This window comes from Nesterenkonia sp. E16_10, from assembly GCF_017347085.1.
In the GTDB taxonomy this organism is placed as follows: Bacteria; Actinomycetota; Actinomycetes; order Actinomycetales; family Micrococcaceae; genus Nesterenkonia.
Genome location: NZ_JADPSA010000021.1, coordinates 1 through 21,365, shown reverse-complemented (window position 1 = coordinate 21,365; position 21,365 = coordinate 1). Strand labels below are relative to the sequence as shown.

General features: G+C 68.6%; 19 protein-coding genes. 3 read left to right on the top strand and 16 right to left on the bottom strand.

From position 1 onward, the window contains the following. Positions 1 to 195: 195 nt before the first annotated feature. From I2487_RS06355 to I2487_RS06335, 5 genes are all read right to left on the bottom strand, one after another. On the bottom strand, positions 196 to 1,623 hold the full coding sequence (locus tag I2487_RS06355; protein ID WP_207171078.1) for a maltokinase N-terminal cap-like domain-containing protein: 1,428 nt from the start codon (positions 1,621 to 1,623) through the stop codon (positions 196 to 198). Between the two features lies 1 nt (position 1,624). Continuing rightward, positions 1,625 to 2,617 carry a 23S rRNA (guanosine(2251)-2'-O)-methyltransferase RlmB gene (gene rlmB / locus I2487_RS06350; RefSeq protein ID WP_207171077.1) on the bottom strand — a complete coding sequence of 331 codons (993 nt, stop codon included), beginning with the start codon at positions 2,615 to 2,617 and terminating at the stop codon, positions 1,625 to 1,627. A gap of 2 nt (positions 2,618 to 2,619) precedes the next feature. Then, entirely contained in the window at positions 2,620 to 4,110 is a 1,491-nt protein-coding gene (cysS, locus tag I2487_RS06345) for a cysteine--tRNA ligase (protein ID WP_207171076.1), read from the bottom strand. Between the two features lie 25 nt (positions 4,111 to 4,135). After that, positions 4,136 to 5,494 carry a 2-C-methyl-D-erythritol 2,4-cyclodiphosphate synthase gene (ispF, locus tag I2487_RS06340; protein ID WP_207171075.1) on the bottom strand — a complete coding sequence of 453 codons (1,359 nt, stop codon included), beginning with the start codon at positions 5,492 to 5,494 and terminating at the stop codon, positions 4,136 to 4,138. Positions 5,495 to 5,559: 65 nt separating this feature from the next. Beyond that, positions 5,560 to 6,078: a CarD family transcriptional regulator gene (locus I2487_RS06335; RefSeq protein ID WP_036477487.1), complete on the bottom strand. Its 519-nt coding sequence runs from the start codon at positions 6,076 to 6,078 to the stop codon at positions 5,560 to 5,562. Positions 6,079 to 6,349: 271 nt separating this feature from the next. On the opposite strand from I2487_RS06335, the gene I2487_RS06330 reads away from it, so the two are divergent. Beyond that, positions 6,350 to 6,910 carry a hypothetical protein gene (locus tag I2487_RS06330; RefSeq protein ID WP_207171074.1) on the top strand — a complete coding sequence of 187 codons (561 nt, stop codon included), beginning with the start codon at positions 6,350 to 6,352 and terminating at the stop codon, positions 6,908 to 6,910. 111 nt (positions 6,911 to 7,021) lie between these two features. On the opposite strand, the gene I2487_RS06325 is transcribed toward I2487_RS06330, so the two are convergent. The 11 genes from I2487_RS06325 to trhO form a co-directional block, all read right to left on the bottom strand. Next, positions 7,022 to 7,282, bottom strand: a complete 261-nt coding sequence (locus tag I2487_RS06325; RefSeq protein ID WP_207171073.1) for a glutaredoxin family protein — start codon at positions 7,280 to 7,282, stop codon at positions 7,022 to 7,024. Positions 7,283 to 7,373: 91 nt separating this feature from the next. Next, positions 7,374 to 7,472, bottom strand: coding sequence for a 30S ribosomal protein bS22 (locus I2487_RS06320; protein WP_081652675.1), 99 nt, complete (start codon positions 7,470 to 7,472; stop codon positions 7,374 to 7,376). Positions 7,473 to 7,629: 157 nt separating this feature from the next. Continuing rightward, positions 7,630 to 8,814: an acetoin utilization protein AcuC gene (locus I2487_RS06315; RefSeq protein ID WP_518523703.1), complete on the bottom strand. Its 1,185-nt coding sequence runs from the start codon at positions 8,812 to 8,814 to the stop codon at positions 7,630 to 7,632. 10 nt (positions 8,815 to 8,824) lie between these two features. Next, complete coding sequence (locus I2487_RS06310) at positions 8,825 to 9,496, bottom strand: NAD-binding protein (RefSeq protein ID WP_207171072.1); 672 nt, start codon at positions 9,494 to 9,496, stop codon at positions 8,825 to 8,827. A 128-nt stretch (positions 9,497 to 9,624) separates the two neighbouring features. Continuing rightward, positions 9,625 to 11,037, bottom strand: coding sequence for a TrkH family potassium uptake protein (locus tag I2487_RS06305; RefSeq protein WP_255545999.1), 1,413 nt, complete (start codon positions 11,035 to 11,037; stop codon positions 9,625 to 9,627). Beyond that, on the bottom strand, positions 11,015 to 11,914 hold the full coding sequence (gene proC, locus I2487_RS06300) for a pyrroline-5-carboxylate reductase (protein WP_207171071.1): 900 nt from the start codon (positions 11,912 to 11,914) through the stop codon (positions 11,015 to 11,017). The genes I2487_RS06305 and proC overlap by 23 nt, the downstream gene beginning before the upstream one ends. Positions 11,915 to 11,916: 2 nt before the next feature. Then, on the bottom strand, positions 11,917 to 12,771 hold the full coding sequence (locus tag I2487_RS06295; protein ID WP_207171070.1) for a sugar phosphate isomerase/epimerase family protein: 855 nt from the start codon (positions 12,769 to 12,771) through the stop codon (positions 11,917 to 11,919). Then, positions 12,761 to 13,822: a Ppx/GppA family phosphatase gene (locus I2487_RS06290; protein WP_207171069.1), complete on the bottom strand. Its 1,062-nt coding sequence runs from the start codon at positions 13,820 to 13,822 to the stop codon at positions 12,761 to 12,763. Before I2487_RS06290 ends, I2487_RS06295 begins: the two co-directional genes overlap by 11 nt. 15 nt (positions 13,823 to 13,837) lie before the next feature. Further along, on the bottom strand, positions 13,838 to 16,660 hold the full coding sequence (topA, locus tag I2487_RS06285) for a type I DNA topoisomerase (RefSeq protein WP_345941347.1): 2,823 nt from the start codon (positions 16,658 to 16,660) through the stop codon (positions 13,838 to 13,840). Positions 16,661 to 16,767: 107 nt separating this feature from the next. Beyond that, positions 16,768 to 18,435, bottom strand: a complete 1,668-nt coding sequence (locus tag I2487_RS06280) for a DUF7059 domain-containing protein (RefSeq protein ID WP_207171068.1) — start codon at positions 18,433 to 18,435, stop codon at positions 16,768 to 16,770. After that, complete coding sequence (trhO, locus tag I2487_RS06275) at positions 18,432 to 19,382, bottom strand: oxygen-dependent tRNA uridine(34) hydroxylase TrhO (protein WP_207171067.1); 951 nt, start codon at positions 19,380 to 19,382, stop codon at positions 18,432 to 18,434. The genes I2487_RS06280 and trhO overlap by 4 nt, the downstream gene beginning before the upstream one ends. An 88-nt stretch (positions 19,383 to 19,470) precedes the next feature. Between trhO and I2487_RS06270 the strand changes: the two genes are divergently transcribed. Both I2487_RS06270 and I2487_RS06265 read left to right on the top strand, forming a co-directional pair. Continuing rightward, a complete protein-coding gene (locus I2487_RS06270; RefSeq protein ID WP_207171066.1) occupies positions 19,471 to 20,172 on the top strand; it encodes a GNAT family N-acetyltransferase in 702 nt (233 codons plus the stop codon). A gap of 109 nt (positions 20,173 to 20,281) precedes the next feature. Then, entirely contained in the window at positions 20,282 to 21,328 is a 1,047-nt protein-coding gene (locus I2487_RS06265; RefSeq protein ID WP_207171065.1) for a homocysteine S-methyltransferase family protein, read from the top strand. Positions 21,329 to 21,365 lie beyond the last annotated feature (37 nt).

Here is a 21,365-nt window from a genome sequence, read left to right as displayed (position 1 = left end):
GTCCAAGGTCTTGCGCGGTCCGCCGTGGCTTTCCGCTGTGCGCCCTTGAGCACGAGATAGAACTTTACACACGCCCTGACCAGTCCGCAAACCAGATCCGGTGCGAGCTGCATCACACCCCGCGATCCCCGCAAACTCAGGGATCCCACCCCGGACCAGGGGCCCGGATCAGGTCTCGTGCCTACCGGATCAGGTCTAGTGCTGCTCTGAGAGGCAGGGCCGCAGGACCCATCGGGCGCCCCAGCGGTGGAACAGCTCGAGGGATTCGGTGACCAGGGAAGCCTCGAAGAGGGGGGTGTCGATTCCCGAACTGCTGGCATCGCTGTCCCGGTAGCCCTGAAGAACTGCCTGGCTCACCTGTTCGTACCAGAGCCCGAGGTCCTTGATCGGCACCTCCGGCTGAGCCGGTGCGGCCTCGGAGTGCTCTTGGGTGACCTCTCGCACGAGCTCCGCGAGCGAGGTGATCAAGCTGAGCACGTCGCGCTGCGGCTGGGCGTGATCGATCATCCCGCCGTCCTCGTCGATGATCCAGCCGGTCTCGTGCTGGCGGAGTCGTTCAAGGGTCAGGTCCCCATGGATCTTCTGCAGGTCCATCACCTGGTCGGCGCTGCGCAGCGCCGTGCCCAGGCGGTCTATGAGGTCCCCCAGCTCGGGAGTCGCGGTCTGATCGGAGTCTTCGCGCACCTTCGTCCATGCCTGTTCCAACACCGTGGCGGCCTGGTCGTTGCTGGTGTCGAGCTGCGCGGCGGTCTGCGGGTGTGCCCCGAAGGTTCCGGCGAGGTCGGCGTGGAAGTCACCCAGGGTGCGACCCAGCGCGGTGGCCTCGGGGAGGAAGTCTGATCCTTCCGCCAGCGCGGCGCGGGCCCGCGCCGCTGCTGGTGCGCCGCTGATGGAGACCTCGCGGATGATCCCGAGATCACCGGTGACCCACTGGGGATCTCCGCTGACCGGGTGCGGCTCTGGCCAGCTGCCCGTGACCACGCCCAGGACTCGTGCCACGGTGCGGCTGCCATTCCTGCTCAGCTGCAGCACCGTGTCCAGAGCCTCGGGGCGATGCTGGTCCGGACGGCGGATGAAGTCGACCAGGGTCTTGGAGGTCTCCTCCGGTCCACCCTCGACGGTCACCGCGGTGCGCACCACCGCCGGGGCCGGCGCATCCAAGGGGGTGCGCTGCAGCTTGGCAGGGAATGCGGGCCAGGTGTTGAACTCGGCGAAGGCCTCCCCTCGGGACCGGCCGTTGCGACTGCCCTGTCCGCGGCGCGCCATCTCGTGCCAGGCCGCGAGGAAGGCTCGATCGCGGGCGCCGTCGTAGACCCAGAGGTCTCCGGCGGCCGCGCTGAGGCGACCGATGAACGCGGTCTTGCCGGCCAGCGCCGAGGGACGGCTGCGCAGCGCCATCGGGACGGCCACGCGCGCCTGTCCGGCGGCGTGGTCCACCTGGATGATGTGCAGCTCCAGGCGCAGACCCTGATCAGGGTCCCCTTCCGGGGCGGGGAGCCGCAGACCGCCGACGCGGGTGATCACCCGGCGACCTGGTGCGGCGCGGAACCAGGACTGTTGGGACAGCCAGGTGCCGACCAGGTCTCGGAATCCTGGTTGTTCCTCGCCTCGGAAGCTCGCCATATTACTGCCGTGCCCCCTGGCGTCGCATCGCGATCTCGTAGAGGCTGATCCCTACCGCCATGGAGGCGTTGAGCGATTCGGTGGCGGAGCTGATCGGAATCGAGACGATCTGGTCGCAGGTCTCACGGACCAGGCGGGAGAGGCCCTTGCCCTCCGAGCCGACCACGATGATGACCGGCTCCTGGGCGAGCTCGATGTTCTGCAGCGAGATGTCGCCGTCGCCGTCGAGCCCCAGCACGAAGAAGCCCAGCTGCTTCGCCTCCTTCAGCGTCTGGGTCAGGTTCTTCGCCCGGGCCACCGGGATCCGCGCTGCGGCTCCGGCGGAGGTCTTCCAGGTCGTGGCGGTCACTCCGGCGCTGCGACGTTCGGGGATCAGCACCCCATGGGCGCCGAAGGCCGAGGCGGCGCGGAGCATCGCGCCGAGGTTGCGCGGATCGGTGATCGAGTCACAGGCCAGGAACAGCGGCTGGTGCGGGATGTGGCCCTTGGCCGCGCGCTCCAGCTCGTTCTCGGCCAGCTCCAGCGCGTCGATGTAGTCGTAGGGCTCGAGCTGCAGCGCCAGACCCTGGTGGACCGCACCTCCGGTGGAGTTGTCCAGCTGCCGGCGGGTGACCTCGCGGACCCGGACGCCGGCTTCTGCGGCGAACTGCAGCGCCTCTCGGACGCGGCCGTCGGATTCCACGTCGGTGGCGACATGCAGCTCCTTCGCCGGGACGCGTTCGCGCAGCGCCTCAAGCACGGAGTTGCGTCCGGCGACCATGTCCTCGGCACCGAAGCCGGAGCCGCGCTGGCGGGGCTGGTTGCTGCTGGTCTTCGTGGCTGCCCGATCGGCGAGCATCTTCTGCCGGTGCGCCTTGTGGTAGACCCGGTCCTCTGCCTTGGGCGTGGGTCCCTTCCCGCGCAGCGCGCGCCGACCCTGACCTCCGGACCCGGTCTGCGGGCCCTTCTTCTCTCTGCGGATCGCAGCCGATTTCGGCCGTGAATCTTGTCCCATGTTCAGCCTTTCCTGGCCCCGGTGTCGGGGCTGGTGGTCGAACTCGCCCGGGCAAGCGCCCAACGAGTTCCATCTTTGGAGTCTTCCAGCGCGATTCCGGCTGCGGTGAGCCGGTCGCGGACAGCGTCGGCGCGGGCGTAGTCCTTCACGGATTTGGCCTCCACGCGATCGGTGAGCAGCGCCTCGATGAGTTCGCCCAGCGCGGCCTCAGCTTCGGAACCGCCGGCGGCCCCCGCCTCGGGGACATCGCTGAGCCCCAGCACCTGCACCATGGTGCTCACGGCGCCGGCGCTGCGCGCGAGCTGCTCGGGGTCTTCGGCGTCGAGAGCGATGTTGCCCGCCCGGACGGTCTCGTGGAGCACCGCCAGCGCCTGAGGGACATTGAGGTCATCGTTCATCGCGGCGCTGAAGGCTTCCGGGACGGCATCCTGGGAATCACGACGCTGGCCGGAGAGGGCCTCGGCCGCACGGCTCAGGAAGGTCTCGATACGTTCGACGGCGGCCTGGGCCTCCTGGAGCGAGGTCGGGCGGTAGTCCAGCTGGGAGCGGTAGTGGGCCTGTCCCAGGAAGTAGCGCACGGCGCGTGGCCGGGCGGCACTGAGCATCTCCTCCGGGGCGATGGTGTTGCCCAGGGATTTGGACATCTTCTCCCCGGCGTAGGTGACCATCCCGTTATGGAGCCAGAACCGGGCGAAGTCGTCGCCGGCGGCGCCGGACTGGGCCAGCTCGTTCTCGTGGTGCGGGAAGCGCAGGTCCAGGCCCCCGCCGTGGATGTCGAAGCGGCTGCCCAGGTACTTGGTCGCCATCGCCGAGCACTCCACGTGCCAACCGGGCCGGCCGGCGCCCCAGGGGGCGTCCCAGCGCGCGGTCTCCGGGTCGGTGGCCTTGTGGCCCTTCCACAGCGCGAAGTCGCGCGGGTCGCGCTTGCCGCGAGCATCGGCGTCGGCGGCGTCCTGCATGTCCTCGGCCCGCTGATGGGTGAGCTCCCCATAGCGCGGCCAGGAGCGGACGTCGAAGTAGACGTCACCGGAGCCGTCCTGGGCGGGGTAGGCGTGGTCGGCGTCGATCAGTCGCTGGATCAGCGCGAACATCTCGGTCATGTGCCCGGTGGCACGCGGCTCGTAGCGCGGGCGCTTGACCCCGAGTGCGTCGTAGGCCTGGTGGAAGGCCTGCTCGAAGCGGTAGGCCAGTGCGAACCAGGGCTCCCGTGCGGGGTAGTCCGGGCTCGGGATGTGCTCGGGCAGGTAGGAGAGCGCCGACTTCTCCAGGATCTTGTCGTCGATATCGGTGACGTTGCGGACGCTGAGCACATCGAGGCCGCTGTGTTCGAGCCAACGGATCAAGATGTCGAAGGCCACTGCCGATCGCACGTGGCCCACGTGGGGTCTCCCCTGGACGGTGGCGCCGCAGTAGTACAGGGACACCCTGCCCGGCTCGAGGGGCTCGAAATCTCGCACGGTCGCCGTCTTGGTGTCATAAAGTCGCAGTGCCACGCGATCAGCCTATCCGGTCCTCGGTTCAGATCGTGTAGATCACGGCGGTTGCCGTGGCCAGGATGCCCTCGCCGCGACCGGTGAAGCCGAGTCCGTCCGAGGTCGTGGCACTGATCGCGACCGGCGCTCCGGCTGCCGCGCTGAGCACCTGCTGGGCCTCTTCGCGTCGCGGACCGAACTTCGGCCGCTTCGCCACGAACTGCACCGCGATGGATCCGATGCCGAAGCCTTCCGCCTCCAGGATGCGTGCGGCCTCGGCGAGCAGCCGCGCCCCGGAGGCGCCCTCGAGCTCTGGGCGCGCGGTGCCGATGGTGTCAGCGCCGAAGTGCACCCCCAGGTCTCCGAGGCCCGCGGCACTGAACAGCGCGTCGCAGCAGGCGTGCGCCACGGCGTCGCCGTCGGAATGTCCGGTCAGACCCTGCTGGCCGGGCCAGAACAAGCCGGCGAGCCAGAGGTCCCGGGGCTCCTGCGCGGGGGCGAAGGCATGGACGTCGTGGCCGATTCCCACCCGCGGCAGCACCGGCCTCTCCGGGGCGGGTGTCTCGCGCTGAGCCAGCGTCGCCTGGGCGGCGGCGAGATCCTCGGCGGTGGTGATCTTCAAGGCGCTCTGGGAACCAGGGACCACAGTGACCTCGACCCCCATGGCCTCGGCGATCATGGCCTCGTCGGTCAGGGCCTCGGCCTGGGCGTCGGGGAGGTCGCCGATGAAGTCGAAGGCCCGTTGCAGCAGCTCGAGCGTGAATCCCTGCGGGGTCTGCACGGCGCGCAGCGAGGAGCGCGGCACGGTCTCGGCGACGCGTTCGGCGCCGGGCGTCGCGAGCGGCTCAGGATGCACCCGCTTGATGGTGTCGGTCACCGGCAGAGCCGGGACGACGGCGGCGGCGCCGGCCTCCACAGCGGTGAAGACCCGGGAGTAGACCGCCTCGGGGGTCATGGCGCGGGCCGCATCCTGGATCAGCACGGTGGTGCGTGCCGGGTCCCAGTCTGCCGCCGCGGCGCGCAGCAGCTCTCGGATCCCGGCGCGCACCGAGGCGGATCGACTGCCTCCGCCGCGGGTGCGGTGCACCGGCACGCCGGTGGCGGCGCTGAACTGCTCGCCCACCGTGGCCAGCTGGTCGTAGCTGACCTGGTCCGAGGGCAGCACCAGCACCACGGCGTCCAGTCCGCGATCCGCTCCGGCCTGGTGCGCGGGGTCCTGTGTCGGCAGGCCCTGGGCCAGCCCGTGCAGGCGCTCCATCACGTGGGAGAGGATCGGGCGTCCGCCCAGATCCACGCAGGCCTTGGGCCGTCCGTGTCCCAGCCGTTCTCCGCTGCCGGCCGCCACAACGATGAGCGCCCGGCGCGCTGTGACAGGTTTCCCTGTCCCGGCGTCCGGGCGACTCATCGACGGTGCTCCTGCTGGAGCATCTGTGGCTGCCGGTGCGACCTGTGGTCCCACCTGGCTCATCTCTACTCTGCGACCTTCTCTGGCTCTGCCGGAGTCGGGGCCTGATCGAGGATCTCGTCCAGAAGCTTCGCGGCCTCTTCCTCGTCAAGCTTCTTCGCAAGCGCCAGCTCCGAGACCAGGATCTGCCGGGCCTTGGCGAGCATGCGCTTCTCGCCCGCGGAAAGCCCGCGGTCGTTCTCGCGCCGCCACAGGTCGCGCACGACCTCGGCGACCTTGTTCACGTCACCGGAGGCGAGCTTCTCGAGATTCGCCTTGTACCGGCGTGACCAGTTCGTGGGCTCTTCGGTGTACTCGGCACGCAGCACGTCGAAGACGTGCTCCAGACCTTCTGCACCGACGACATCGCGAACGCCGACCAGATCGACGTTGTCTGCCGGCACCTCGATCGTCAGATCTCCCTGGGAGACCCGAAGCTTGAGGTACATCTTCTCTTCGCCCCGAATGGTGCGGGTCTTCACTTCTTCGATCGTCGCAGCACCGTGGTGCGGGTATACGACCGTCTCGCCGACCTCAAAATTCATGTAATGATTCCCCTTTCCCGGACTCAAGTTTATCACGCGTCACAATTGCCTCCGCGTGTCGCTCCGGATCCGCTCCGGCGTCACGACATAGGGTGCGCCGCCATCGGATTTCGACATCCTGTAGAATTAGCCCCAGATCAGACCATCACGTGAGCAGAGACTTCTCCGCTGACGTGGACGACATCTGCGCTGCACGCCAATCTCCCGGGTCCCAGACCGCGTACCCTGGAGCTGATCCGCATCGCTCCAAGCCCGTGAGGAGACTCTCCACGTGAAGTTCTCAGCTGATAAGACCCGCCGCCTGGCAGCGGTCTCCGTGGCTGCCGCCGCACTCCTGGGCGCCAGCGGCTGCAGCGCCGTCAACTACCAGGCCACCACCCAGCAGTACGCCGCCTCCGACGGCACCCGGGCCGACGTCGGGGATGTGCAGTTCCGCCATATGGCCTTCATCACCGATGCGGCCGGCAATCCCGCGCGGGCGATGGGTTCGATCATCAACAGCGGCACCGAAGACGCCGAGGTGGAGCTCGATGTCGACGGCGAGACATTCTCCGCGAACCTCCCAGCGGGGGAGAAGGTCTCCCTGGAACTCGACGAGGAGCTCGTCGTCGAGTCCTTCCAGGGCGATCCCGGCGAGATGCACGAGATCACCGTCAGCGTGGACGGCGAGTCCAAGCAGGTCATGGCCTCGGTCTTCGACGGCGTGCTCCCGGAGTACCGTGACCTGCTCCCCGACGGCTTCGACGAGTCCATGACCGAGCACCTCGAGCATGGTCCCGACACCTGGGGCAGCGGCGCGGCGCACCACGACCCGGACGACGACAGCCACTGACCCACGCAGCATATACAGAGAGGGCCCGCTTCCTTGGAAGCGGGCCCTCTCTGTATATGCTCGCGTTCTGCCGCGCCGCTCGGCGGACTGCGGCGACGCCGCGCACCCACGTCAGGAGTCCGCCAGGGCCTCCCGCAGCAGCCGGCGCAGCCGCTGCGGGTCGATCCGCCAGAAGTCCTTGACCTGACCGTTGATCCGCAGCACCGGGATCTCCTCGGCGAAGCTGGCCAGCAGCTCCGGCTTCTCGGTGATGTCGTGTTCGAGAAGCGGCACCGGGAACTCCGCACAGACCTCTCGTGCCACCGCCACGGCATCTTCGCACAGGTGACACCCCTGCTTGATGAGTACTTCAACCTCGACTGACCGGCTCACGCCTTCTCCTTCGCTCGGGACCCTCCGGGTGGGACGAAGAAACCCCGGCCGCCTGCTGGCTGCCGGGGTTTCTTCACGCTGACAAGAACTCTTATTTCTTGTTGCGGCGCTGGTGACGAGTCTTCCGCAGACGTTTGCGGTGCTTCTTCTTCGCCATGCGCTTGCGGCGCTTCTTGATCACTGAGCCCATGGGGTGCAGTCCTTGTCTGTAGGTAAACAACGAGAAAAAGGTCTCGGAACAGTGTAGCCGCAAGGCAGTGCTGGCACAGAATCGGGGACCGAGGCTAGTCTCGGCAGGTCAGGTCAGTCTCAACAGGTCAGGCCCGTCTCCGCGGATCAGGTCAGACTCAGTCGAACCAGGGGTCCAGCCCGTAGAGCGGGAAGATCTCCTTGCGGGTCTGCATCACCGCGCGGTCCACGGCGTCGGAGGGATCGTAGCCGAGCTCCCAGGAGCGCCACCACAGCTGTGCGTCGTCGCCCATAGTCTCGGGCGTCTCCACGTGGTGGCGTTCACGCACATAGTCCCGCCAGGAGCCGGGCACCGCGGTCTTCAGCGACACCGGCGATCCGACGATGATTCCGCTCAGATGGGTCCAGCTGCGTGGGACCACGGTGTGCACCGCGTAGCCCCCTCCCCCGGTGGCGATCCAGCGCCCTTCGCAGTGCTCGTCGGCCAGGTGCGCGATGTCCAGGGCGCTCTGGCGCTGGGCGTCCACGCTGAGCTGCAGGTCAGACAGCGGGTCCTCCCGGTGTGAGTCACAGCCGTGCTGGGAGACGATGACCTCGGGTTCGAAGGCGGCCACCAGCTGCGGGATGACGGCGTGGAAGGCGCGCAGCCAGCCGGCGTCGCCGGTGGTCTCTGGCAGTGCGATGTTCACGGCCGATCCCTCGGCGCCCGGGCCTCCGGTCTCGTTCGGGAACCCGGTGCCCGGGTAGAGCGCGACGCCGGTCTGGTGGATCGAGATGGTCATCACCCGCGGGTCGTCGTAGAAGATGTCCTGGGTGCCGTCGCCGTGGTGGGCGTCGACGTCGATGTAGACCACTCGGCGGGTGCCCTGCTCGAGCAGCAGCGCGATAGCCGCCGCGGAGTCGTTATAGACGCAGAAGCCGCCGGCTCGGGATCTTGCGGCGTGGTGCATCCCCCCGGCGAAGTTCAGCGCCCGCACCGCGGTGCCCTCGAGCAGCGCCTGGGCGCACCGCACGGTGCCGTCGACGATCCTGGCGGCGCCCAGGTGGATCTCGCTGAACACCGGGGTGTCCTCGGTGCCCAGCCCATGGTCCTCGGAGGAGTGGCCGTGCTCGGCGGCGTTCTTGACTGCCGCGATGTACTCCGCGCTGTGGACCGTGCCCAGCACCGCGTCGGAGGCGACAGCGGTCTCCAACATCTGCACATTCGAGCCGCTGAACAGGCCGAACGCCTCGCAGAGCCGCGCGGTGAGCTCCAGCCGCACCGGGTTCATGGGGTGGTCGGAGTTGAAGCGGTACTCGAGCAGCGCCTCGTCCCAGACGACGGCGGCGGGAAGTTCTCCCACGGGGGCCTCCTCAGGCGTGGTCGGCGAAGTACTCCAGCTGAGAGACGTCTCCGGAGACGATGATGGTGTCTCCGGCGGAGACCAGGGTGTCGGGCTGGGCGTAGACGAAGTCCTTGCCCGGAGACTTCACGCCCACCACGTTGACCTTGTGCCGGCTGCGCGGCTGGCACTGGTCGATGGTCTTGCCGTGCAGCTCGCGCGGCGGGCGCATCTTCACGATGGCGAAGTCGTCGTCGAACTTGATGAAGTCCAGCATCTGACCTGAGACCAGATGTGCGGCGCGCACGCCGGCGTCGTGCTCGGGGTAGATCACGTGGTGACACCCGATCCTGGTCAGGATCTTGCCGTGGGTCGGGTTGATCGCCTTGGCCCAGACCTGGCTGACGCCGAGGTCCACCAGGTTGGCCGCGATCAGCACGGAGGACTCGATGGAGGTGCCGACTCCCACGACGGCGGAGTCGAACTCCTGGGCGCCGACCTGACGCAGCGCCTCGATGTCCGTGGCGTCGGCCTCCACCACGTGGGTGAGCATATCTGCGTATTTCTGGACCAGACCGCGATTCTGCTCCACGGCGAGGACCTCTTTGTTCTGGCTCACCAGCTGGTTGCTCAGCGCGATGCCGAAACGGCCGAGCCCCACGACGAGGACCGGCTTGTTGCTCTGGGGATTCAGCTTGGCCACGAATGCGTCCTTTTCCGCGAATGAACCTGCCCGGCCCTGCGGGGCCGAGTCCTGACGTGCTGACTCCAGGGTAAACCCCCTCGGCCTGGCCGATGGCACCGGGAGCCTGCTCCTTCGGCGACGCTGGATCAGCCGATCATCGGGCGGCCCTCGGGGTAGCGGTACCGGACCCGGCTGCGCTGGCGCACGGTCAGCGAGGCGGCGAAGGTGATGATCCCGACGCGTCCGGCGAACATCAGCGCCGCGAGCACGTAGAGCCCCTCGGGGGGCAGGTCCTCGGTGAGCCCGCTGGTGAGCCCGACCGTCGCGAAGGCGGAGATGGACTCATACAGCGGGCGGCCCATGTCGAGTCCGGTGATGTACATCAGCCAGACCGTGGAGATCAGCACCAGGGTCGCGCCCATGGCCACCACCGAGACCGCGATCCGGACTGCGGAGGGCGGGATGGTGCGTCCGTGGGCGGTGGACTCGGTGTCGCCGCGGGCCTCGGCGAGGAAGGCCAGCCAGATCACCGCGATGGTGGTGACCTTGATGCCTCCGGCGGTGGATGCCGAGCCGCCGCCGGCGAACATCAGCGCATCCGAGATCAACATGGTCTCGGAGTTCTGCATGTTGGACTCGACCACCGAGAAGCCCCCGGAACGCATGTTCACCGAGGCGAAGAGCGAGTTCTGCAGCTTCTCCCCGAGGCTCATCTCCCCGATGGTGGAGCTGTTGGACCACTCCATGACTCCGTAGAGCACCGCGCCGATGACCAGCAGCAGCAGCGTGACCTCCAGGGTCAGCTTGGTGTGCAGGCTCCAGCGGCGCACATGCCAGCGGTTGCGCCAGAGCATGAACAGCACCGGGAAGCCCAGGCTGCCCAGGAAGACCCCGACCATGATGGTCCAGATGACCACCGGGTCGTTGTCGAAGCCGGCGAAGCCCTCGGCGTGCGCCACGAAGCCGGCGTTGTTGAACGCGGAGATCGCGTAGAAGGTTCCGTCCCACAGTCCGGCGGCGACGTCGCCGCCGTTGATCACGATGAAGCGCGGGATCAGCACCAGCATCAGCATCGCTTCGACCACCGCGGAGCAGATGACCACCGTCCGGATCACCTGCCCGGTCTCCCCCATCGAGCCGGTGGAGATGCCGCCCTCCTGGGCGACGAGCCGGGTGCGCAGCCCGAGGTTGCGGGTCACCGAGATGGCCAGCAGCGCGGCGATCGTGATGATTCCCAGGCCGCCGACCTGGATGCCGATCAGGATCACCAGTTCACCGGCGAAGGACCAGTGCTCCGCGGTGTTCACCGGGGTCAGACCGGTCACCGTGACGGCCGAGGTGGCCACAAAGAGCGCCTCGTGGAACGCCGCGGAGGAACCTGAGGCCGTGGCCCAGGGCATGTTCAGCAGCGAGGCGAACACCGCGATGGTCACCCCGAAGATCAGCATCGCCGCCCGCGCCGGGGAGGTGCGGGTCAGCCGGCCCATCCAGCGCTTCAGGTAGCTCCCGGGACCTCCCCGGCGGGCCCCGCCGGGCTCAGTCCGCGCGGCGGAGCTCATCGGTGATCTCCGCGGAGCGGTGCGCGCTGGCGTTGACGGCGGCCTGCACCGCGGCGGGCAGGCCGTGTTCGTCGAGGGCGTGGATGGCGCGTTCGGTGGTGCCGTTGGGCGAGCACACGGCTCGGCGCAGCCCGGCGGCATCGTTGGTGCCCGCGGTCTGGTGCGCCACCAGCATCTTCCCGGCGCCGTAGATGGTCTGCGCGGCAAGATCAGCGGCCAGCGCCCGATCCAGGCCCAGCTGCACGCCGGCTTCGGCCATCTGCTCTGCGAGGTAGAAGGCGTAGGCCGGTCCGGAGCCGGAGATCCCGGTGAGCGCGTCGATCTGGGACTCCTCGATCACGTGCACGGCGCCGCTGGCCCCGAGCAGCCGGGCCACGGTCTCGGTGTCCTGGGCGCTGGCATGGGTGCCCGGGACCAGTCCGACCACGCCGAGGCCCACCGAGAGCGGTGTGTTCGGCATGGAACGGATCACCGGCTGGCCCTGCGGCAGGGCCGCTTCGATCATGTCCACACTGATCGCGGCGGCCACGGAGACCACCACGGCTCCCGGCTTCAGCGCATCGGCGATCTCCGCGGCCAGCCCGACGATGCCATGCGGCTTGACCCCGAGGAAGACGACGTCGGCGTCTCCCACGGCGCTGCGGTTGGCCTCGGCGTCGTCCTGTTCGGCATGCACGGTGATCCCGTACTGCTGCGCGCGCTGCGCCGCGGTGGCGGCGCTGCGCGTGGTGGCGCGGACCTGCTCCGGAGCCACCGCGGAGGCCAGCAGGCCCGCCAGGATCGCCCCGTTCATCGAGCCGAGGCCGAGCATCGCGATCTGCGGCGACGCGGGACTGCTGGTGCTAGTGCTGGTGCTGGTGCTGGTGCTGGTGGACATCGTCACTCCTGGCCGAGGTGCTTGCGGGCGAAGGCCAGGGACTCGGCGAGCCAGCGCTCCCGGTCCCCGACGTTGCGGGCGGTGCGGGTGGCCACCTCCACGGCGACCACGCCGTTGAAGCCGGTCTCCGCGAAGTCGGGCCGAGCCAGCAGGTCCATGGCCTCGGCCACACGCTGCTCGCCCTGACCGGGGATCAGGTGGTCGTCCTTGAACCCGTTGGACCAGCCGTCGGTCAGATGTACGTGGCGCAGTCGCTGCCCCAGCGCGGTGACCGCCTCGAGGGAGTCCGCCTCGGCCGTGGCCGCGTGCGAGAAGTCCCAGGTGACGTGGGGGTAGGGCTGATCCACCGGGTCCCAGTGCGGCAGGTACATGGTGGCTTCGCGACCGCCGGCCCGCCACGGGTACATGTTCTCCACGGCGAAGACCACTCCGGTCTCCTCCTCCAGCTTGCTGATGCCCTCGGCGAAGCCCTCCGCGTAGCCGACCTGCCAGCGGAAGGGCGGGTGCGCGACGACGACGCCGGCGCCCACCTCCTGGGCGAGGGCGGCGCTGCGCTTGAGCTTGTCCCAGGCGGAGCCCCACACCTGCTGGGTGAGCAGCAGCGTGGGGGCGTGGATGGCCATGACCGGCAGGCCGAAGCGCCAGGAGAGCTCGTTCAGCGTGGAGGCCTGCTGGGAGTCTCCGCGATGGGTGACCATGACCTCCATGCCGTCATAGCCGAGGTCCTCGGCGATGGAGAACCCTTCGGCGACTCCCATCGGGTAGACCGAGGAGGTGGAGAGCGCGACGGGGATCCGGGGCAGCTCGTGGGGTGGGCGCGGCTGGACCTCGTCGGCGGGCCTGTCCTCAGCTGGCATGTTCCACCGCCGCCGTCGCGAGGGCGCGGCCGCCGGGGACCTCGCCGCGGGAGGGTTTGCGCAGCTCACGGCCGAGATTGACGTGTCCGACCCCGGGCGCGGTGGGCACCGCGACGGCACCCTCGCGGACCAGGGAGTCGAGCCGGCGCAGGATCAGTCCCTCGCGCAGTGCCCAGGGGCAGATCTGCAAGGTCTCGATGCCGAAGACCTTCATCGCCTGCTCCGCGACCAGCGCTCCGGCGAAGACCTGCCGAGCGCGCAGCGCGGAGACGCCGGGCAGCTCGGCGCGTTCCGCGGCGCTCATCGAGGAGAGGCTCTTGACCAGCGGCTTGAGCTCGGCATGGCGCAGGCTGCGCGGCACATAGGGGCCCTCGGCGGAGGGCGCGGCCCCGGTCATCCGGGCCAGCGAACGGAAGGTCTTCGAGGTGGCGAGCACCTCGGTGTGTCCGCTCAGGGCCGGGAACTCGCGGCGCGCCGCCTCCAGCTCTTCGCGCACATAGCTCTTCAGCGCCTTGACCTCATCCTTGCTGGGTGGGTCCTCGCCGAGCCAGTCACGGGTGAGCCGTCCGGCGCCCAGCGGCAGCGAGACAGCGGTGGCGGGCAGCTCGTCGCGCCCATAGGCGATCTCGAAGGAGCCCCCGCCGATGTCGAAGTTCAAGATGTCCCCGGCGCTCCAGCCGCGCCAGCGCCGTGCCGCGAAGAAGGTCATCGCCGACTCCTGGGCGCCGGTGAGCTCGGTGAGCTCCACTCCGGTCTCGGCGATGACCCGCTGCAGCACCGATTCGCCGTTGGCGGCCTCGCGCAGCGCGGAGGTGCAGAAGGAGAGCAGGTCCTCGGCTCGGTGCCGCGCGGCGAACCGGGCGGCCTCGGCGATGAACCCGATGAGCTCCTGCTGTCCCTGCTCGGTGATCGCGCCTTGGTCGTCCAGGTGCTTGACCAGGGACAGGGGTCGTTTATGGGAGGCGAATGCCTCGGGCTTGGCCCCGAGGTGAGCATCCACCAATAACAGGTGCACGGTGTTCGAACCGATATCCAGCACGCCGAGACGCATCAGGTGACTCCTTGACTAGGATCCGGTCTTCGCGGTGGTCTTCTTGGCCGGAGCCTTCTTCGCGGCGGGCTTCTTGGCCGGAGACTTCTTCGCCGTGCTCTTGGTCGCCCGCTTGGTCGTTCCGGGCTGTTTGGGTCCGGCGGCGCGCTTCTCCGCCAGCAGCGAGTAGGCGTGCTCCTTGGTCAGCGTCTCCAGGGAGACGCTGCGCGGGACGGTCACATTGGTCTCACCGTCGGTGACGTAGGGCCCGAAGCGGCCGTCCTTGACCACCACCTGCTTCTCCGAGGTGGGATCGGCGCCGAACTCGGCGAGCGGGGGAACCGCCGCCCGGCGCCCACGCTGCTTGGGCTGGGCGTAGATGGCCTTCGCCTCCTCGAGGGTGATGCTGAACATCTGCTCCTCGGTCTCCAGCGAGCGGGAGTCGGAGCCCTTCTTCAGATACGGGCCGAACCGGCCGTTCTGCGCGGTGATCTCCTCGCCGTCCTCGTCGGTGCCGACCACTCGGGGCAGCGAGAGCAGCCGCAGGGCCTGCTCGAGCGTCACCGTCTCCAGGGTCATGTCGGAGAGCAGCGAACCGGTGCGAGGCTTCTCCTTGGCCGGCTTCTTCTTCGGCTTGGGCTTGCCGTTCTTGTAGTACTCGGTCGGCAGCGAGTTCATGTGCTCTTCGAGCTGCGCCTCGGTCATCTCTTCGATGATCTCCGTGACATAGGGCCCGTAGCGGCCGTCCTTGGCCACGATCTCGCGTCCGTTCTCAGGATCGGTGCCGAGCACCCGTCCGGAGTACTGGGCCTGCTCGAAGAGCTCCTCCGCCTTGGCGGCGGTGAGTTCGTCGGGAGCCAGGTCCTGGGGCAGGTTGGCGCGCTGGGGCTCCAGCTCACCCTCGGCGTTGACGACGCCGTCGGGGTTGGGGCGCTCCAGGTAGGGACCGTAGCGGCCCACCCGCAGGTTCACCCCGGGGGCGATCTCGATGGAGTTGATCGCTCGGGCGTCGATCTCCCCGAGGTTCTCCACCACATGCTTGAGTCCGTCGACGCCGTCCTTGGCCCCGAAGTAGAAGCCCTGCAGCCAGGCCTCACGCTGGAGCTCGCCGCGCGCGATCTGGTCCAGGTCCTCTTCCATCCGGGCGGTGAAGTCGTAGTTCACATACTTGCCGAAGTGTTCCTCCAGCAGCCGGATCACGCTGAACGCGGTCCAGGACGGGATCAGCGCGGAACCGCGCTTGGTGACGTAGCCGCGGTCCATGATCGTGGAGATGGTCGGGGCGTAGGTCGAGGGGCGCCCGATCTCGCGCTTCTCCAGCTCGGCGACGATCGTGGCTTCGGTGTAGCGCGCCGGCGGGGTGGTCTCATGGCCCTTGGCCTGGACGTCACGGCCGATCAGGCTCTCGCCGGTCTCGATCTTCGGCAGCCGCTTATCGGCCTTGCCGGCCTTGGCCTCGTCCTCCTCCGAGCCGCTCTCGCGGACCTCCTCGTAGGCGGCCAGGAAGCCGGGGAAGGTGATCACGGTGCCGGAGGCGCCGAAGGTGGCGGTGGTGCCGGCCTTGGGGCCGTCGGAGACGGCGGCGCTGAGCCGCACGGAGGCGGTGAAGCCCTTGGCGTCGGCCATCTGGGAGGCGACGGTGCGCTTCCAGATCAGCTCGTAGAGCTTGAACTCATCCTTGGAGAGCTCGTTGGCGACCTGGCCGGGGGTGCGGAAGTGATCCCCCGAGGGTCGGATCGCCTCGTGGGCCTCCTGGGCGGTCTCGTTCTTCTTGGAGTAGAACCGCGGGCTCGAGGGCGCGTGGTCGGCGCCGTAGAGCTCGGTGATCTGCCGGCGTGCCGCGGTGATCGCCTCGTTCGAGAGCGTCACCGAGTCGGTACGCATATAGGTGATGTAGCCGTTCTCATAGAGCCGCTGCGCCACCTGCATGGTGGCCCGGGAGGAGAACCGCAGCCTGCGGGAGGCCTCCTGCTGCAGGGTCGAGGTGATGAACGGGGGCTGCGGACGGCGCGAGTAGGGCTTGTCCTCCACCGAGTCCACGGTGAACTCCGCCTGGGTCAGGCCTTCGGCCAGGGCCTCGGCCGCTTCGCGGTCCAAGACGCTGACCTCGGTCTTGGAGCGGGTGGACTTCAGCTCGCCGCGGTCGTTGAAGTCGGACCCGGTGGCCACGCGGGCGCCGTCCACGGCGTTGAGCTTGGCGGTGAACTCCTCGCCGGCGGCGGTGGCGAAGCTGCCGGAGAGGTCCCAGTAGCCGGCCGGGATGAAGGCCATGCGTTCGCGTTCGCGCTCGACCACCAGGCGGGTGGCCACCGACTGCACGCGTCCCGCGGAGAGGCCCTTGCCGACCTTGCGCCAGAGCACCGGGGAGATCTCGTAGCCGTAGAGCCGGTCCAGGATGCGTCGGGTCTCCTGGGCGTCGACGAGGTCGTCGTCGATCTGGCGCACGTTCTGCAGGGCGCGGGTGATGCCCTCGTTGGTGATCTCGGTGAAGGTCATCCGATAGACCGGGACCTTGGGCTTGAGCACCTGCAGCAGGTGCCAGGCGATGGCCTCACCCTCGCGGTCGGCGTCAGTGGCGAGATAGAGCTCCGAGGCGTCCTTGAGGGCCCGCTTGAGCTCGGTGACCTTCTTCTTCTTGGAGTCAGAGATCACGTAGTAGGGCGCGAAGCCGTCGTCGGGGTTCACCGCGAACCGGCTGAACGGGCCCTTCTTCATCTCGGTGGGCAGCTCTGAGGGCTGTGGCAGGTCACGGATATGCCCGGCGGAAGCGTCCACGATGAAGTCATCGCCGAGGTACTTGGCGATGGACTTGGACTTCGCCGGGGACTCGACGATGACGAGTTTCTTGCCTTCGGGCACTGATCTCCTTGAGGGAATTCTTGCGGTGCGGTCTCGGGCGCTCAGCAGTGGGCTGGCCGTCGAGTGCTCAATATATCAGCGAGCAGAACACGCCGAGGCCGGTGGAATCAAGACTCTGCGAGGTATCCCTCGAGGTAGAGCTCCAGGATCTCGCTGCGCAGCGCCTGCTGGAGATCCGCCTGCTCGGTGGTCTCCTCCGCCAGCAGAGCCGCGACGGCGGCCGTGAGCGCGGAGGCCTGGAACTCCCCGTCGGCGGCGCCCAGAAATCCTGCGGCGGCGCTGGAGACGGCCCGGCTGCGGCGCAGTCCGGACCCTTGACGTGCGAGGATCACCTCCGGGTGGTGGGCACCGAAACGCTGATGGCGTTCCTCGGTGACATCGGGGGCCACGGTGAGGACCGCCTCCAGCACCGCCTGCGGGTCCCGGGCCACGGCCTCTGCTCGGGTCGCGGTGGCACCGATGACCGGACCCAGCGGCTGCTCCACGGCGCCGGTGAGCTCCTCGAAGCGCCGCCAGGGCGCCTCCGGACCCGACGCTGCGGCCCGGCGGCGGAGGAAGATCATCCCGAAGCCCACCTCGAGCACCCCGCGGGAGGCGAAGTCATCCAGATACTCCCTATAACGTCGCCGGTAGCTCTCCGGCTCGCGCTGGGTGGAGGCGTCGCGCAGCCAGGTCTCGGCATATTCGGCGCTGTCCTGCCGGTCGCGCTGGATGAACCAGGCATCGACCGACGCGGGGAACGCCTCGCACCAGAGCTGCGGGCGCGCGTCCCAGGCGGCGTGGTCCTGGATCTCCCAGTTGCCCAGCAGCTGCGCGGTCCCAGCCTCGGCGAGATGCTCGGGCAGCGCCGCGATCAGCTCCGCCATGAGCAGATCCCCGGCCCGGCCGCCATCGCGGTAGGTGTAGCGCGCGTCGATCTGCTCATGCTTCGGGCGCGGGGTGATCACGAAGGGCGGGTTCGAGATGATCAGATCGAATCGGCGCCCGGCCACCGGTTCCAGCAGGCTGCCCTGCACCAGCTCCACCCGAGCCCCGAGGTCGCTCGGGTCCAGGCGCAGCGTTGCGGCGTTGAGCACCAGGTTGAACCTGGTGAAGTCCAGGGCGCGCCGGCTCAGATCGGTGGCCACCACATGCTCGGCGTGGTCCAGCAGGTGCAGCAGCTGGATGCCGCAGCCGGCCCCGATCTCCAGGGCGCTGCGCACCGGGGCGCGGTGGATGCTCGCCGCCAGGGTCAGGCTCGCGCCGCCGATCCCGAGCACGTGCTCGGGAGGCAGCGGTCCCGACACCTGCGCGGCCGGCAGGTCGCTGGCCACCCAGAGGTCGCACAGCCCGTGGGCCTGCTCGGCCTGGTAGGGCCGCAGGTCCACGCTGGGACGGTACCGCTCGCCGTCGTGCGCTGCCGCGGGCGCCGAGGTCTCCGGGGACCCGGGGGCAGCCGGGTGCACCAGGTTCAGCCGGCACAGGCCCGCGACGCCGACCTGGGGCAGGGCCTGCTGCAGCAGCGCGGCGGAGATCTCGAGTCCGAGCAGCCAGAGTCCGGTGAGCACCGCGCAGGGGTCCGGAGTCGGCTCGGCGCCCAGCAGCTGATGCACGCGCAGCTGCGCCGGCACCGGCTGGTCACGCTGCAGGGCGGCGAGCGCGTCCTCGCCCAGCAGCTGTGCGATTCGTTCATTGGTGAACCGTGCGGCGAGCAGATCCGCGCGCAGCGCGGCCAGCAGCTTCGGATCCGACTCCGGGGCGGGCAGGATCGCGGGCTGGTGCTGTGCGGGACTCATCCGCGCCGCACCTTGCCCAGGGCGCCGGTGTTGGGGTCGGACGGGTCCTGCTCCAGCCGGGCCTGACAGTTCGCGCACCGGGTGGTCTCCGGGATGTGGCGGTGGTCCTCGCAGTAGAGCGCCAGCGTGGAACAGCCCCGATCCATACAGTTATAGAAGGAGCTGGTGGGGCTGGCACAGCAGCTGCATTCTCCGATGGTCTTCGCCTCCGGGGAGAACCGGGTGTTCATCCGGGAGTCGAAGACGTAGAGCTCGCCCTCCCAGAGCCCCTGATCGCCGAAGGTCTCTCCGTAGCGCACGATCCCGCCGTCGATCTGGTAGACCTCTTCGAAGCCGCGCCGACGCATCAGCGCCGAGAGCACCTCGCAGCGGATCCCTCCGGTGCAGTAGGTGACCACCGGCTGGCCCTTGAGGTGGTCGTATCGCCCGGAGTCCAGCTCAGCGATGAAGTCGCGGGTGGTCTCGGTCTCCGGGACCACGGCGTTCTTGAACTTCCCGATCTGCGCCTCCATGGCGTTGCGGCCGTCGAAGAAGGCCACCTCCACACCCTGGGCCCGCTTCGCCTCGACGAGGTCATGGACCTGCTGCGGCTGCAGGTGCTCGCCGCCGCCGACGACGCCCTGCGCATCGACCTCGATCTCCTCGGGCACACCGAAGGCCACCAGTTCGGGGCGGACCTTGACCGAGAGCCGGGGGAAGTCCTCCGCCCCGCCCTCGGACCATTTGAAGGCCAGCTGACGGAACGGGGCGTAGGCCCTGGTCTGCTTCACGTACTGCTTGACCGCGTTGATGTCTCCGCCGACGGTGCCGTTGATCCCCTGTGGGGAGATCAGGATGCGGCCCCTGAGGCCGAGTTCCCGGCAGAGCGTGTGCTGCCAGAGCTTCACCGCCTCGGGATCTGCGAGGGGGGTGAAGGCGTAATAGAGGACGATCCGGGACATGCTCACCTCTCAAGGGTAGTTCTGAACAACATCTTTATGAACTCGTTGTCCTGTCCTCTCACGGTGCGCTGCTTTTTCTTTGTATGGTCGGACTATGACTTCTGAGCTCAGCGATGACCTTGTCCGCCACTGGGTAACCGGATGGGCGCGAACTCACGAATACGACGTCCAGCACGAGGGCAACGTCCACTCCGCTCTGCGCTCCGGGGATTCCGATGAGTGGGAGTACGTGCTGTACTCCCCGCAGGACACCGATCTGCGCAAGATCGCCGCCGCCGTCGCGAAGGACTCTGCCCGGCTGCTGACCGTGATCGCGGAACCCGGCGCCGAGTCGCTGAGCCAGAACCCGGTGGACGGACTGCAGCTGATCAGCGATGAAGAGAAGCTGATGGTCGTGGACATGGACACCCAGGACGTGGAGGACCCGATCACGCCGGAGGGCTACACCACCACTCGTGAGGACCACGACGGCTGGACCCGCTTCACCGTGCGTGACGGGGACACGATCGCCGCCCGAGGCCGGGTCGCGACCGTGGGGCACTACGCGATCCTGGACCGGATCTTCACCAACCACGACTACCGCCGCCAGGGCCTGGGCACCTTTGTGACCCGCGCACTGATCGCGATCGCCCACGAGCACGACGTCGAAGAGGGTCTGCTCGTGGCCACCGGGGATGGTCGGGAGCTCTACGAGTTCCTGGGCTGGACCCTGCTCGGCGACGTCCACGTCTACGGCGCCACCTCCGGCGGGCGGCTGCGGCCGAGTCACTCCCAGTTCGACGACCTCAACGCCTAGGCCCCGCCCGCACAGTGCGGTAAGATCGGCGCAATCGATGCATTAAGTTCAATTGTTCACTCAATATCGAGGAACAATGCAGCTCGACACCGTCACCGAAGGAGCTCCCATGGCCGCCAACCCGCTCACCGACCGCCTCGATGCAGGCCCGGTCATCTGCGCCGAGGGATTCCTCTTCGAGCTCGAGCGGCGCGGCTACCTCACCGCCGGTGAGTTCGTGCCCGAGGTGGCGCTGGAGAACCCGGACGCGCTGCGCGCGCTGCACCGGGACTTCCAACATGCCGGCTCTGACATCGTCGAGGCCTTCACCTATAACGGGCACCGCGAGAAGATGCGCGTGATCGGCAAGGAGGACCTGCTCGAGCCGCTGAACCGGGCCGCCCTGCGCATCGCCCGCGAGGTCGCCGACTCCCGGCCCGGAGACCTCGTGGCGGGAAACATCTCCAACACCAACATCTGGGACCCCGCGGACATGCAGCGCCAGAACGAGGTCCGCGGCATGTTCGAGGAGATGGTCGGCTGGGCGGCGGAGGAGGGCGCGGACCTGATCATCGGCGAGACCTTCTACTACGCCGGCGAAGCGCTCGCGGCCCTCGAGGTGGCCCGGTCCTCCGGGCTGCCGGTGGTGCTCACCCTGGCGCCCATGGCCTTCGAGGAGATGGCCGACGGGCCCGGCGTGGTCGAGACCGCTCAGCGCCTGGAGCAGGCCGGAGCCGACGTCGTCGGACTCAACTGCTTCCGCGGACCTGAGACCATGCTGCCCTGGCTGCGCCAGATCCGGGAGACGGTCTCCTGTCACGTGGCCGCGCTTCCGGTGCCCTACCGCACCACCCCGAGCGAGCCCACCTTCTTCAACCTCTCCGATGTCCGCGCCGGCGTGCCCTCCCCGCACGGCCGGACCTTCCCGACCGCGCTGGATCCGCTGTTCAGCAATCGCTATGAGATCGGCGCGTTCGCCAAGCAGACCTACGACCTGGGGATCAACTACCTGGGCGTCTGCTGCGGGGCCTCGCCGATGCATATCCGAGAGACCGCCGAGGCGGTGGGTCGCAGCACCGAGGCCAGCCGCTATTCCGAGCGCATGGAGAACCATTTCATGTATGGATCCCATGATCGGCTGCCCGAGCACATCCGGTCCCTGGGCGGCCGCGCCTGACCGGCGGCGGTGCCTGACCGGCGCGGCCTGCAGTCGG

Coding starts and splice junctions, on each gene's coding strand:
- I2487_RS06355 (WP_207171078.1), bottom strand. CDS start 1,623: ATGGCGAGCTTCCGAGGCGAGGAACAACCAGGATTCCGAGACCTGGTC.
- rlmB (WP_207171077.1), bottom strand. CDS start 2,617: ATGGGACAAGATTCACGGCCGAAATCGGCTGCGATCCGCAGAGAGAAG.
- ispF (WP_207171075.1), bottom strand. CDS start 5,494: ATGAGTCGCCCGGACGCCGGGACAGGGAAACCTGTCACAGCGCGCCGG.
- I2487_RS06335 (WP_036477487.1), bottom strand. CDS start 6,078: ATGAATTTTGAGGTCGGCGAGACGGTCGTATACCCGCACCACGGTGCT.
- I2487_RS06320 (WP_081652675.1), bottom strand. CDS start 7,472: ATGGGCTCAGTGATCAAGAAGCGCCGCAAGCGCATGGCGAAGAAGAAG.
- I2487_RS06305 (WP_255545999.1), bottom strand. CDS start 11,037: ATGAGCTCCGCCGCGCGGACTGAGCCCGGCGGGGCCCGCCGGGGAGGT.
- proC (WP_207171071.1), bottom strand. CDS start 11,914: ATGTCCACCAGCACCAGCACCAGCACCAGCACTAGCACCAGCAGTCCC.
- I2487_RS06295 (WP_207171070.1), bottom strand. CDS start 12,771: ATGCCAGCTGAGGACAGGCCCGCCGACGAGGTCCAGCCGCGCCCACCC.
- I2487_RS06290 (WP_207171069.1), bottom strand. CDS start 13,822: ATGCGTCTCGGCGTGCTGGATATCGGTTCGAACACCGTGCACCTGTTA.
- I2487_RS06280 (WP_207171068.1), bottom strand. CDS start 18,435: ATGAGTCCCGCACAGCACCAGCCCGCGATCCTGCCCGCCCCGGAGTCG.
- I2487_RS06270 (WP_207171066.1), top strand. CDS start 19,471: ATGACTTCTGAGCTCAGCGATGACCTTGTCCGCCACTGGGTAACCGGA.
- I2487_RS06265 (WP_207171065.1), top strand. CDS start 20,282: ATGGCCGCCAACCCGCTCACCGACCGCCTCGATGCAGGCCCGGTCATC.